This is a genomic window from Pseudomonas sp. H3_E07 (assembly GCF_054668895.1).
The window spans coordinates 5,342,484-5,355,041 of the sequence record NZ_CP162795.1 but is presented as its reverse complement, the minus strand read 5'-3'; the positions used below and the strand labels follow the sequence as shown (position 1 = coordinate 5,355,041).

10 protein-coding genes are annotated in these 12,558 nt (G+C 63.3%); 4 read left to right on the top strand and 6 right to left on the bottom strand.

Going from position 1 to position 12,558, the window contains the following annotated elements; all coding sequences use genetic code 11:
* Positions 1-195: 195 nt before the first annotated feature.
* Positions 196-1,110, top strand: a complete 915-nt coding sequence (locus tag AB4O08_RS24855; protein ID WP_350488101.1) for a GGDEF domain-containing protein — start codon at positions 196-198, stop codon at positions 1,108-1,110.
* Position 1,111: 1 nt separating this feature from the next.
* On the top strand, positions 1,112-2,149 hold the full coding sequence (locus AB4O08_RS24850; RefSeq protein WP_460114454.1) for an AraC family transcriptional regulator: 1,038 nt from the start codon (positions 1,112-1,114) through the stop codon (positions 2,147-2,149).
* Here AB4O08_RS24850 and AB4O08_RS24845 read toward each other — a convergent pair.
* The 5 genes from AB4O08_RS24845 to AB4O08_RS24825 all read right to left on the bottom strand — a co-directional run bounded on the left by AB4O08_RS24845 (position 2,136) and on the right by AB4O08_RS24825 (position 7,621).
* Entirely contained in the window at positions 2,136-3,017 is an 882-nt protein-coding gene (locus AB4O08_RS24845) for a LysR family transcriptional regulator (RefSeq protein WP_010209717.1), read from the bottom strand. The genes AB4O08_RS24850 and AB4O08_RS24845 overlap by 14 nt on opposite strands.
* A 199-nt stretch (positions 3,018-3,216) precedes the next feature.
* On the bottom strand, positions 3,217-3,834 hold the full coding sequence (gene ycaC, locus AB4O08_RS24840; protein ID WP_010209715.1) for an isochorismate family cysteine hydrolase YcaC: 618 nt from the start codon (positions 3,832-3,834) through the stop codon (positions 3,217-3,219).
* 29 nt (positions 3,835-3,863) lie between these two features.
* Positions 3,864-5,702 (bottom strand): amidohydrolase, encoded by a 1,839-nt coding sequence (locus AB4O08_RS24835; RefSeq protein ID WP_010209714.1) that lies wholly within the window; start codon positions 5,700-5,702, stop codon positions 3,864-3,866.
* The gene (locus tag AB4O08_RS24830; protein WP_010209713.1) at positions 5,699-6,289 is read right to left on the bottom strand and encodes an antibiotic biosynthesis monooxygenase; all 591 of its coding nucleotides are present in this window, start codon (positions 6,287-6,289) and stop codon (positions 5,699-5,701) included. Before AB4O08_RS24830 ends, AB4O08_RS24835 begins: the two co-directional genes overlap by 4 nt.
* A gap of 423 nt (positions 6,290-6,712) precedes the next feature.
* On the bottom strand, positions 6,713-7,621 hold the full coding sequence (locus AB4O08_RS24825) for a LysR family transcriptional regulator (RefSeq protein WP_010209712.1): 909 nt from the start codon (positions 7,619-7,621) through the stop codon (positions 6,713-6,715).
* Between the two features lie 206 nt (positions 7,622-7,827).
* Here AB4O08_RS24825 and AB4O08_RS24820 point away from each other — a divergent pair, with 206 nt between their 5' ends.
* Together AB4O08_RS24820 and AB4O08_RS24815 are read left to right on the top strand one after the other, a co-directional pair.
* Positions 7,828-8,226 (top strand): helix-turn-helix domain-containing protein, encoded by a 399-nt coding sequence (locus AB4O08_RS24820; protein WP_010209711.1) that lies wholly within the window; start codon positions 7,828-7,830, stop codon positions 8,224-8,226.
* A 58-nt stretch (positions 8,227-8,284) separates the two neighbouring features.
* A complete protein-coding gene (locus AB4O08_RS24815) occupies positions 8,285-11,047 on the top strand; it encodes an ATP-binding protein (protein WP_252959656.1) in 2,763 nt (920 codons plus the stop codon).
* On the opposite strand, the gene AB4O08_RS24810 is transcribed toward AB4O08_RS24815, so the two are convergent.
* Positions 10,994-12,517 carry a winged helix-turn-helix domain-containing protein gene (locus tag AB4O08_RS24810; RefSeq protein WP_460114453.1) on the bottom strand — a complete coding sequence of 508 codons (1,524 nt, stop codon included), beginning with the start codon at positions 12,515-12,517 and terminating at the stop codon, positions 10,994-10,996. The two genes, AB4O08_RS24815 and AB4O08_RS24810, sit on opposite strands and share 54 nt — an antisense overlap.
* Positions 12,518-12,558 lie beyond the last annotated feature (41 nt).

Below are 12,558 nucleotides of genomic sequence, written 5' to 3'. Positions count from 1 at the left end.
TTGCCCTCGATGGCGGTAGGTCAGTCACCTGATTTTCCGCTGACACACCGCTATCGGGGGCAAGCCCCCTCCCCCATTTTTGATTTTCAATGCCTGGACGGATGAGCTGATTCGACCCCTCCCCACCGTCACGCAACCGTCACATCCATCTGCTGTGCTGGCGCCCATCGCTTATTTGCCCAAGGACTCGCGGCCATGTTTTCCGTGCTCAAGCCCCACCGCTGGAAACTCTCCCTGTTGCTGATCGCGGCCAACCTCGGGCTGATCCTGCACCTGGCCTGCGGCGAGTTGAAAAGCTTCAGCGAATGGGTGTGGCTGGATATCGTCGGCGAAGGCGGCTCCGCGCTGTTGGCGTTGGTCTGGCTGGGCCTGGTGCTGAAAAGCCGCCCCGCCGGGCGCGTCACCAACTACCTGGCGCTAGGCCTGTCATGCATCTTTTTCTCCTGGTGGATCGACAGCCTCGACGAATTCATCCGCCTGCCCGACAGCATCACCTGGGACCACTGGTTGGAATCCGGACCGATGCCGGTGGGCATGATCCTGCTGACCATCGGCATCTACCATTGGCACCGCGAGCAACTGGCGATCAGTGCGCAGATGGAAAAGCGCGAGCGGTTGTTTCGCGAGCATCGGCTGTTCGACAAACTCACCCCCTTGGCCGGTGCCGACTACCTCAAGCGCCAGCTGGCCGACAGCCTGCAGGACAGCCACACCCAGCAACAACCCCTGTCGCTGCTGGCTCTGGACCTGGACAACTTCGCCGCCATCAACCAGGCCTACGGGCATGCCGAGGGCGACGCGGTGCTGCAGGCCCTCAGCCATTTGTTGTTGCTCAACCTGCGCCGGCAGGACCTGCTGTGCCGCCTGGCCGGCGATCGGTTTGTGGCGCTGCTGCCCAATACCGGCGAGCGCCAGGCCAAGGCGCTGGCGCTGGAGTTGCAACAGGCAGTGCGCGGCCTGGCCCACAAAACCCGGCTGCACGGTGAACGTCTGCAACTGGCGGCGACCACTGCCGTGGTCATGGCCCTGAACGAGCCGCCCCACGACCTGCTCAAGCGCCTCAACCTGGCCCTGGCCAGGGCCAAGCAGCCCCTGGCGAAAAGCGCCTGAGATGGCCGTCAAAACCAGCTGGTACGAAGCCGACAGCCGCTTTATTCCCGGTCACTACCAACCGGCCACGCTGATCGATCTGGCCCTGTCCCGGGACATCGACAGCCATCGCTTGCTGCGCGGCACCGGCTTGTTCCACGAAGACATCCTGGCCGGCACTGCGCGGTTGAGCCCGCAGCAGTTCCTCGGATTGATCGGCAACAGTCGCAAGTTACTGGACGCGGATGACAGCAGTTTTCTGTTTGGCCAACGCCTGTTGCCCGGCTACTACGGCGCTGCCAGCCACGCGTTGGGTCATGCACAGAACCTGCATCAGGCTCTGGACATTCTGATCCAGCAACAGGTGTTGCTCAGCCCGTTGGTCACCCTGCAACTGGAGCTGGATGAGCACCACGCCTACCTGTACTGGCTGGACAGTTGCGGCGCCGGTGAACACTGGCGCTTCCTGCTCGAAGCCAGCATGACCTCACTGGTTGCCATGAGCCAATGGCTCAGCGGCGAGCGCCTGCCGTGGACGGCCAGCTTCAGCCATGCCGAACCGCGTTATGTCGAACAGTATTGGGTGCACCTAGGGGAAGGCACACGTTTCGAGCGACCGCAGGACATGCTGAGCATCCCCCGCGAACACCTCATCCGCGCGTGGCCCGGCGCCTCGGCCACCGCAGGCCAAGTCGCGCGCCAACACGCCCGCGAGCAGATCGAACAGCTGGGCTTCACCAGCAGTTTTCTTGATTGTCTCTACGACTACCTGCGCGAGCAGGTGCGCCAGCCGCCAAGCCTGGAACAGGCCGCGCACGCCTTCGCCATGAGCCCGGCGACCCTCAAGCGCAAGCTGCATAAACATGCCACCGGCTTTCAGCAGCAGGTTGACCGTGTGCGCAAGCAGGTGGCGCTGCACCTGTATCAGGTCAAGGGTTACAGCAATGACGAAGTGGCGGCGTACCTGAACTTCAACGACGCGGCAAACTTTCGCCGTTCATTCAAGCGCTGGACCGGTAGCACGCCCCACCTGATCCGCCAGCTGTTCAACAGCCGCTAGCCAGGCGTTCACGCAGGAACTCCACCAGTGCCTGCACCGGCCGCGAGCCTTGCCGGTGTTGCGGGTAAACCGCTGACAGGGTCAGGGCCTCGGGGGCGAATTCGTCGAGGACGGTGACCAGGCGGCCGTCCTTCAACGCGTCGCCGACGATAAAGGTCGGCAGGTAGGTCACGCCCAGGCCGGCGATGGCCGTGTCGCGCAGCAGGTCGCCGTTGTTCACACGCATGCGCCCGCTGACGTTCAGCGCCTGCACCTTGCCCTTGAAGCGCCACTGCACCTGACGACCATGGCCGTAGGGCAGGCAATCGTGTTCGGCGAGGTCGTCGGGTTTATGCGGCGTACCGCGCAGGGCCAGGTAGTCGGGGCTGGCGCAGTACACCCGGGGAATGCTGGCGATGCGACGGGCAATCAAGGTGGAGTCTTCCAGGGTGCCGATGCGCAGCACCAGGTCGTAGCCTTCGCCGATCAGGTCCACGGGGCGGTCGCTCAAGTCCACCTCCACCGCGACCTGGGGATAGCGCCGCAGGAACAGCGGCAACAGGCAACCCAGGTGGGCCATGGCAAACGACAAAGGCGCGCTCAGGCGAATGGTACCGCGGGGTTCGCTGTTCTGGCCGGCGATGCCCTGCTCCACCTGCTCGACTTCACTGAGCAGGCGCAAGGCGGACTCGTAGTAGCTCTGGCCGAGTGGCGTGACGTCCAGCCGGCGCGTGGAACGGTTGAGCAGGCGTACGCCCAGGCGGTCTTCCAGTTGGATCAGGCGGCGGCTGACGAACTGCTTGGACAGCCCCAATTGCTCGGCGGCGGCGGTGAAACTGCCGGACTCCATGACCTGGCAGAACAGGCGCATGTCTTCGAAGGGGTTCATTGTCGCTTCTCGGTGGACATTTGCGGTTTTTATAGCGGTTTAGTGGGCACGCCACAAACCAAAATAGGGAAACACGAACAAATGTGGGAGGGGGCCTGCTCCCGAATGCAGTGGGTCAGTCACAGATGCTGGGACTGACACACTGCATTCGGGAGCAAGCCCCCTCCCACAGGGAATTACCTACATCCTTGAAGGCTAGTTACTTGGCAGTGAACGCCGAGTAGCTGTTCATCAGGTTGCGGTAGTTGGGAATGCGCGGCGACAGCAGGTTGGCCAGGCCTTCCATGTCGTTGCGCCAGTCCACTTGCAGCTCGCAGGCCACGGCGAACCAGTTCACCAGTTGCGCACCGGCGGCCGTCATGCGCGCCCAGGCAGCTTGTTGCACGGTTTCGTTGAAGGTACCGGAGGCATCGGTGACCACGAACACCTCAAAGCCTTCATCGAGGGCACACAGGGTCGGGAACGCGACGCACACATCCGTCACCACGCCGGCAATGATGATCTGCTTGCGGCCGGTCGCCTTGACCGCCTTGACGAAATCTTCGTTGTCCCAGGCGTTGATCTGGCCAGGGCGGGCGATGTACGGGGCGTCCGGGAACAGGGCTTTGAGCTCTGGAACCAGTGGACCGTTGGGACCGCTTTCAAAACTGGTGGTCAGGATGGTCGGCAGGTTGAAGAATTTGGCGACGTCAGCCAACGCCAGCACGTTGTTCTTGAATTCGTTCGGGGAGAAGTCCTGTACCAGAGAAATCAGGCCGGTCTGGTGATCGACCAACAGGACCACGGCGTCATCTTTGTTCAAGCGCGAGTAAGGCATGGGGTAACTCCTTTAGGGATGTATGGAATTCAGAAGGCAAAGCACGAGCAGCCAAACGCCCCCCAGAAACCCTGGAAGTCGCTGACCGGCACACTGGAAAGGCGCGCCTTTTCATGGCTATGGGAATGCACGCCGCACGGGCCGCTGCATTGGTGCACCTGAGCCTGCAAGGGCGAGCTTGGGCGCCAGTGCCCTGGCACCTTGACCACCGGCGACCAGTCCGGCAGCACCGGAACGCGCGGCGGTGCGTAATCTTCGAAGTCACCGGCGCCGTAGACCACCTTGCCACCGACCACGGTCAGTACCGACTCGATCCACTTGATGGCCTCTTCGTCGACGCTGAAGAAGTCCGCCGACAGTGCCGCCACGTCGGCCAACTGCCCGACCTTGATCTGGCCCTTCTTGCCCTGCTCGGACGAGAACCAGGCGCTGCCATGGGTGAACAGCTCCAACGCGGTGAGGCGCGGCAGGCCCTCGGCGTGCAGTTCCAGGCCACCGACGGTGCGGCCGCTGACCATCCAGTACAACGAAGTCCACGGGTTGTAGCTCGACACCCGCGTGGCATCAGTACCCGCCCCGACCGGCACGCCTTCGGCGAGCATGCGCTTGATCGGCGGCGTGGCTTCGGCGGCCTTGGCGCCGTAGCGCTCGACAAAGTACTCGCCCTGGAATGCCATGCGGTCCTGGATCGCGATCCCCCCGCCGAGGGCGCGCACACGCTCGATATTTTTCGGGGTGATGGTTTCGGCGTGGTCGAAGAACCACGGCAAGCCGTTGAACGGGATGTCGCGGTTGACCTTCTCGAACACGTCGAGCATGCGCGAGATGGATTCGTCATAGGTCGCGTGCAGGCGGAACGGCCAACGCTGCTCCACCAGGTGGCGTACCACCGGCTCCAGCTCCTGCTCCATGCTCAACGGCAAATCCGGGCGTGGCTCAAGGAAGTCTTCAAAGTCCGCCGCCGAGAACACCAGCATCTCGCCCGCGCCGTTGTGGCGCAGGTAGTCATCGCCCTGGTGCAGGGTGACGCTGCCGGTCCACTGCTTGAAGTCGCTGAGTTCTTCCTTGGGCTTCTGGGTGAACAGGTTGTAGGCGATACGCACCGTCAACTGTTCGTCCTTGGCCAGTTGCTCGATCACTGCGTAATCGTCCGGATAATTCTGGAAACCGCCGCCGGCATCGATGGCGCTGGTCAGGCCCAGGCGATTGAGTTCACGCATGAACTGGCGAGTCGAGTTGACCTGGTATTCCAGCGGCAGTTTCGGGCCTTTGGCGAGCGTCGAATACAGGATCATCGCGTTGGGACGGGCCACCAGCATGCCGGTAGGGTTGCCGTGGCTGTCACGCACGATCTCGCCACCCGGCGGGTTTGGCGTGTCCTTGGTGTAGCCGGCCACGCGCAGCGCAGCACGGTTGAGCAAGGCGCGGTCATACAGGTGCAGCACGAACACCGGCGTATCGGGCGCTGCCTGGTTCAACTCTTCGAGGGTCGGCATGCGTTTTTCGGCGAACTGGAACTCGTTCCACCCCCCCACCACGCGCACCCACTGCGGGGTTGGCGTACGGTCGGCCTGGTCCTTGAGCATACGCAGGGCATCGGCCAGGGACGGCACGCCTTCCCAACGCAGTTCGAGGTTGTAGTTCAAGCCGCCACGGATCAGGTGCAAGTGGGAGTCATTGAGGCCGGGGATGACGGTACGGCCCTTGAGGTCGATGACCTGGGTACCACTGCCGCGCAGGGCCATGGCTTCACCGTCACTGCCCACGGCGACAAAGCGCCCCTCGCGGATCGCGACGGCAGTGGCGCGTGGGTTTTCACGGTCCACAGTGTGGAACTGGCCATTGAACAGAATCAGATCGGCGTTCATAGGGTTTCCTTTACAGAGGCTTCAAGCCAGGGAGCGAACAGGCGGGTGGCCGCCGGCATCAACAGGTAGACCACCAGCACAACGATAGTCACGGTGACCAGGAACGTGGCGACCACGTAGTTGGACAGGAACGGGTGCAGGCGCAATACCGGGCCCCACACGATGGGTACCAGCAGGGTCAGCGGCAGGATGACGCACAAGGTGACCACCGCCTGTTTCCAACGCGGCGGCTTGGCGGCGTTTTCAGATTCGGGGTTGAACCAGAATTCGTTAACCGCGCCGATTTCGGTGTTGTCGCCTTCGGCCAGCATCGGAGTGGCTTCGGCGATCAAGGTCTTGCGTTCGGGAGAGTCGAGCCAGGTTTCAAGGTCGTCGGTGGAGCGGTAGCGCAATATGCAGGTGAACAGTGCCAGTTTGCCCTGCTTGCTGCGCACTACGTCGACACCGAGGTGGCCAGGACGGTCGCCGGCGATGCGCACGATGCGGCGTAGCCAGGCTTCGTAGTCGGCTTCATGGCCTTGTTTGATCAGGTGTTTGACGACGAGGGTGACGACTTCGTCGGGGCCGGGTTTTGCTGCTGGGTCCATGGGATGTCCCTCTGCCTTGATGTTTCAGCGATGAGGGGGAGTTTGCCGGGGGTGCGGTGGGGAAAATTGGATGTACGTGCTGTTTGGTGGGGTTGCCCGAGATCACGATCAACAGCCAGATCAAGAGCAGCAAGATATCGGCTGATATAGGCAGACCCAAATGTGGGAGCGGGCTTGCTCGCGAATGCGGTGGGTCAGTTGATATATCTGTAACTGACCCACCGCATTCGCGAGCAAGCCCGCTCCCACAGTTTTTGACCGAGTTCGATCACACAATACCGGTCGGCTATAAGACTGCCGCGCTTTGGTTTTTGATCTTCGGCGCCCCCGTAAAACACGCTGACCGAACGCAGGCTTTGGAGCGTGCGCAAGGGCGGAACCAATAGCAGTCGTTACCGCAGAAATGGATATGGACTCAAAAGATCAAACCACCCGCGCCATATGCTCCCCAATCCGCGCCCGCAACCAGCGTTCCGCCGGATCATTGTCATGCACCCCACTCCACACCATCGACAACTCCGCCGCGTCGATGGCGAACGGCGGGTCCTCCGCGCGCAAGGCGGTGCCTTCGGTCAACGCACACGCCGCATAATCGGGCACCGTCGCGATAATCTGGGTGCCCGCCAGCAGCGCCCGCAACCCGCTGAACTGCGGCACGGCCAACACCACCCGCCGCGCCCGGCCGATGCGCGCAAGGTCCAGGTCAATGTTGCCGCTCAAATCCCCGGAAAACGACACCATCGCATGGGGGCGCTCACAGTAGTCATCCAAGGTCAGCGGTGCAGCACCGTCATCCCCACGCAAGACCTTGCACGGAATGTCCCGCAGTTTCTTGCGCTTGGCATTCGCCGGCAACTCGGTGGTGTAGCTCACCCCTACCGTGATCTCCCCACTGGCCAGCAACGACGACATCAAGAGGTAATTAGCCCGGCGAACCACCACGATTATCCCTGGGGCCTCCTCGCGCAGTTGACTAAGCAGGGGTGGGAACAGGCCAAATTCAGCGTCGTCCGAGAGGCCGATGCGGAACACCGCACAACTGGTAGAAGGGTCGAAATCCTTGGCACGGCTGACGGCGCCGGAAATAGTGTCCATGGCCGGTTGCAACTCCTTGAGTATCGCCACGGCGCGTGGCGTGGGTTCCATGCCCCGCCCGTTACGCAGCAGCAACGGGTCGTCGAACAGATCGCGCAGACGCCCCAAGGCCGCACTCACCGCCGGCTGCCCCATAAAAAGCTTTTCGGCGACACGGGTCAGGTTCTTCTCGAACATCAACGCTTCGAAAATCACCAGCAGGTTCATGTCGACGCGGCGCAGGTCGTTGCGGTTCATAGGGGCATGTCCAAACGGTTGGCAAGCCTACAGATAAGCATGGGAAAAGCGCCCTGCATTGCATGCCTGTGCTGTCTTTTCCAGCTCGGCACCTGGCGAAATTAACAACGATTAACTCGTCAGCCGGATGGTCCGGCAACAAGATGGGCCCCGTCTACACTGCATCCATCCACCGGGAACGCTCCCATCGACTGCGGATATTTGTCATGGCCCGACTCGAGCAATATGCCCCTCGTCTGTCCGCCACCGGAGGCCTGTGCCCTCGGCGCGAGCGCATCGCCAAGCAACTGATCCTGGCCAACCTCGGCGAAAGCCTGGCCATTGCCGACCTGGCCCAGGCCTGCGCGTTGTCACGCAGCCATTTCTCCCGTGCGTTCAAGTGCACCACCGGGTTGTCGCCGCAGGAGTGGATCCGTCAACAGCGCATCCAACGGGCCAAGGAACTGATCACCAGTTCATCCCTGAGCCTGACGCAAATCAGCCTGGAATGCGGGTTTTGCGACCAAGCGCACTTTTGCCATATGTTCACCCGCAGCGAAGGCGTCAATCCCATGACCTGGCGAAATCGCTACTTACGCCATAAGCCTCAAGTGATCGCAGCCTAGTGGTCGGTGCTTACCTGGAATATGCTGGCCGCTCTGTCCTTTTCGAGCATGGCCTTCCATGAGTGACCTCAGCGACCAGGCTGTGCATTTCGGCCCCTATCGCATCCACCCGCGCCAGCGCCTGGTGCTGGAGGCCGGTCGCCCGTTGCGCCTGGGGCGGCGCGCAGTGGAGATCCTGCTGATCCTGCTCGAACAGGCCGGCAATGTCGTGAGCAAGCAGGAATTGATCGCCCGCGTCTGGCCCAAAAGTGTGGTGGAAGACGGCAACCTGCGGGTGCATATGGCGGCGTTGCGCAAGGCCTTGGGCGATGGCCAGGCCGGGCAGCGCTATATCGTGACCGTCGCCCAGCGCGGCTACAGTTTTGTTGCGCCACTGAGCATCGAACCGATGACGCTACCCACCGAGGGCGCCCCGCAAGGCACGTGCCACAACCTGCCGCTGCGCCGTACCCGGATGCTCGGGCGCCAGGCCCTGATCGACAGCCTGGTGCAGCAACTGCCCGAACAGCGCTTTATCACCCTCACCGGCGCCGGCGGGATCGGCAAGACCACTGTCGCGCTGCGGGTGGCGGAACTGCTGATCGGGCATTACCGCGACGGCATACGTTTTCTGGACCTGGCGCCGCTGAGTGCGCCGTCGATGATCTTGCCCAACCTCGCAGCGCTGCTCGACCTCACCCACACTGAGCATGAGCCCCTGGTCGCGTTCGCCCGCAGCCTGCAGGAACGCCAGGTGCTGCTGGTGATCGATAACTGCGAGCACCTGCTGGACGACATCGCCCTGATCAGCGAAACCCTGCTACGCCACGCGCCGAGGCTGCATATCCTGGCGACCAGCCGCGAGGCACTGCGCGCCGAAGGTGAGTACGTGCAGCGCCTGGAGCCCCTGGCTTGCCCGCCAGCCACCGGCAACCGCGCCCAGGCGTTGGGCTATCCGGCCCTGCAATTGTTGATCGAACGGGCCATGTCCCACCAGGACAGCTTTGAACTGAGCGACGCCGAACTGCCGCTGGCGATCGATATCTGCCAGCGCCTGGACGGCATTCCCCTGGCGATCGAGTTGGTGGCGGCGCAGATCGAACGCTTTGGCTTGCCAGGTCTACTGGTGCAAATGGAGGACAACTTCCGTTTGCTGACCCGCGGTCGGCGCAGTGCCCTGCCCCGCCATCAAACCCTGCGGGCCACGCTGGACTGGAGCTTTGAACTGCTCACGGCCTGCGAGCAGATCTGCCTGCGTCGCCTGGCCGTGTTTCGCGGCGGGTTCAGCCTGGCCAGCGCGGCGGCGGTGATTGCCGGGGGACAGGTCGCGCCGACCGAGGTGCTGGCCTCGATCACGCAATTGGTTGCCAAGTCGTTGCTCAATGTAGAAGCCGGTGATGACGAGATGGTCTATCGCCTGCTGGACATCACCCGCACCTACGCCCTGGAAAAGCTTAGCGTTGCCCAAGAGCTGGACGCCACCCGCGACCGCCACGTCGAGCGCTGCCTGGCGCTGATGGAACAGGCGCGCGAGGATTGGGAGTCGGTCGCCACTCAAGCCTGGATCGACCGCTATGCACCGCTGCGTGAAGATATCCGCTCGGCCCTCGACTGGGGGCTCGCGCAGGAGGGCGAACACCTGCTGGCGATCCGCTTGACGGTCAGCGCAATGCCACTGTGGCAAGAGTTGTCGTTGCTCAGGGAACACCGCTTGTACGTGGACAAGGCGCTGGCGTTGATGGACCAGGCCGTCTCGCCCTGCCCCCGTTTGACGATGCAACTGCAGTTGGCGCTGGGCAGCCTGTCCTATCACGCCATGGGCGGTGCCCCGCAGACCATTGCCGCGTTTGTCAGTGCACGGCGTTTGGCCGACGCGAGCGAAGATGTCCCAGGGCAATTGCGTGCGGTTTCCGGGCATATGGCGGTGAACCTGTGTGCTGGCCAGTATCGCCAGGCACTGGCGCACAGTCTGCAGTTCGACCGTCTCGACCCACGCACCGACCCGCAACTGGACATCAGCGCCCAGCGCTTGCGCGTACTGGCCCAGCACTACAACGGCAACCAGGCACTCGCCCGGCACAATGCCGAGCAAGTGATCCAACGCATGACGCACAGTGGCCACCTCAACCGGTTTGCCCACGGCATCGGTGTGCAATACGACCAGAGCGTCGCCTCACTCACGGTGCTGGCGCGAATCCTGTGGTTGCAAGGCTTTCCCGAGCAAGCCTGGCGCACCGCCAGCCAAGCGCTGGGGTTGGCGCAGCAGATCAATCATGGCACCTCAATCTGTTACACCCTGGCCCTGGCGGGCGTGGTCATCGCCCGCTACAACGGTGACGAAGACGCCGCCCAGACCCTGCAGGCTTTGCTGTTGGAACACGCCCACAAGCATTCGGTGCAGTTATTCAAGACCTGGGCAGGCCACTACGCGGGAATCCTCGGGCACAAGGACCTGCAAGGCCTGGGGTTGATCGAGGACATCCTTGTCACGCTGGGTTCCCACGCCGTGGACGCGCCCGGGTTCGACCGTGCCCGCGCCGGCGACGCGGGCTGGTGCACCCCGGAAATCCTGCGGGTACACGCCGAAAGCATGACCGATGCCCACGCAGCCGAAGCACTGTTGCTGGAGGCCCTGGGCCTGGCGCACCAGCAAGGCGCGCTGGCCTGGGAATTGCGCTGTGCAACGTCACTGGCGGGTGTGTGGCAGTCCCAAGGCCGTCTAGAGGCTGCACGGGACTTGCTGAGCTCGATTTACGCGCGGTTCACTGAAGGTTTTGCCACCCCTGACCTAGTCCGCGTACGCCGCCTGCTCGACGAGTTGCAGGACAAACGGCCGGCCTGAAAACGGCCCCAGGTAATGCCCATAACCCTGCTGCAAGCGCGCCACCTGCTCCGGGTCACGCAGCTGCGCCAGGGCATAGCTGCGCACGCAGTTGAGCAGGCGGTAGCGCGCAAGGCCCGGGCCAGGTTCAAGGCTTAGCAGCGAGGTATCAACCAAGCGCCCCAGCAGGTACGACAGGTCAGCGTGCTCCAATTCAGTCCCGCTGACCAGCTTGCTCAAGGTGGGCAAGGTCACGGCCATCTTGAACAAACTCAACTGCAGGAACAGCCAGCGCTCCGGCAGGCTCAGGCGTTGGTAGGTCCAGTCCAGGGCGGCAGTCAGGGATTGATGGCGTTCCACCGCCGTACGCCGGCCGCGGGTCAGCACCTGCAAGCCTTTGCTCAGTTGCTGCTGCAAGCCGCGCACGCCGAGCGCATCGACCTGGGCGGCGGCCAGTTCAAGGGCCAGTGGGATGCCATCAAGGCGCCGGCAGATATCGCGCAGCGGCGCCAGGTCCTGGGGCCGCAGCACAAACCCCTGCTGACCGGCGCTTGCCCGCGCCGCAAACAACTGCACGGCCGGATACGCCATCGCCTGCTCAACACTGCCCAGCGCCGACGGTGCAGGCACTGCCAACCGGGGCACGCGTTGCACCCACTCGCCCGCGACATGCAGGGCTTCACGGCTGCTGACCAGCACGCTGACCTGGGGCGCTTTTTCGCGCAGCACCCGCACCAGGTGCCGGCACGCGCCCAGCAGCAGGTCGGCGCCATCCAGCACCAGCAAGAGCTGGCGGGAGGCCAATTGATGGCCCAGCTCGGTGGCACTGGCGATGGGCTCCAGATGCAATGCCGTGGCCAAGTGGCGCAGCATGGCCACCGGCGCCTCGACGGTGGCCAGGTCGACCCACCACACGCCATCCCGGTAGCGCGGCAATACGCGTTCGGCCAACGCCAGGGCCAGGGTGCTCTTGCCGACGCCGGCGCAGCCGGTGAGCGTCATCAACTGCAGCCCGGACAGACGCCGCACCAGTACACCCAGCAATGCCTCGCAGCCCATCACCGCGCTGAGCCGTGCGCTCAGATTGTGGCGGGGCAACGTGGCTGGCAGCCCTCCCTGCAGCTTGACTGCGAAGCAATAGCCACGCTGGGGGTCGTTGAGGATATAGCGCTGCCCATCGAGGGCACGGCGCAGTGCTGCGATGTGCACGCGCAGGTTGTTCTCCTCCACCACGCTGTTCGGCCAGACCCGCTCGATCAACGTCGCCTTGCTGATAAATTGCCCGGGTGTTTCTAGCAACACCGTGAGGATATCCAGCGCACGTCCCCCCAAGGGCACCGGCCAGCCAGCCTTGCTGACCCGCCGCTGTTGCCGGTGAAAGACATAAGCGCCGAAGCGCTGCGTGCCATTAATGTCAATCGCCTGAGGGTTATTCATGCGTGTAAAAGCGCTGAAACGCCCGGCCTTGGGCGTCTGCGCATCCTTTTCCATGGGCCTGACGCTATCTTGCCACCTGGGGATGGCAGGACAAT

Excerpts from the sequence above, each read along its gene's own strand:
- AB4O08_RS24855 (WP_350488101.1), top strand. The coding sequence starts at position 196 with ATGTTTTCCGTGCTCAAGCCCCACCGCTGGAAACTCTCCCTGTTGCTG.
- AB4O08_RS24850 (WP_460114454.1), top strand. The coding sequence starts at position 1,112 with ATGGCCGTCAAAACCAGCTGGTACGAAGCCGACAGCCGCTTTATTCCC.
- AB4O08_RS24845 (WP_010209717.1), bottom strand. The coding sequence starts at position 3,017 with ATGAACCCCTTCGAAGACATGCGCCTGTTCTGCCAGGTCATGGAGTCC.
- ycaC (WP_010209715.1), bottom strand. The coding sequence starts at position 3,834 with ATGCCTTACTCGCGCTTGAACAAAGATGACGCCGTGGTCCTGTTGGTC.
- AB4O08_RS24835 (WP_010209714.1), bottom strand. The coding sequence starts at position 5,702 with ATGAACGCCGATCTGATTCTGTTCAATGGCCAGTTCCACACTGTGGAC.
- AB4O08_RS24830 (WP_010209713.1), bottom strand. The coding sequence starts at position 6,289 with ATGGACCCAGCAGCAAAACCCGGCCCCGACGAAGTCGTCACCCTCGTC.
- AB4O08_RS24825 (WP_010209712.1), bottom strand. The coding sequence starts at position 7,621 with ATGAACCGCAACGACCTGCGCCGCGTCGACATGAACCTGCTGGTGATT.
- AB4O08_RS24820 (WP_010209711.1), top strand. The coding sequence starts at position 7,828 with ATGGCCCGACTCGAGCAATATGCCCCTCGTCTGTCCGCCACCGGAGGC.
- AB4O08_RS24815 (WP_252959656.1), top strand. The coding sequence starts at position 8,285 with ATGAGTGACCTCAGCGACCAGGCTGTGCATTTCGGCCCCTATCGCATC.
- AB4O08_RS24810 (WP_460114453.1), bottom strand. The coding sequence starts at position 12,517 with ATGGAAAAGGATGCGCAGACGCCCAAGGCCGGGCGTTTCAGCGCTTTT.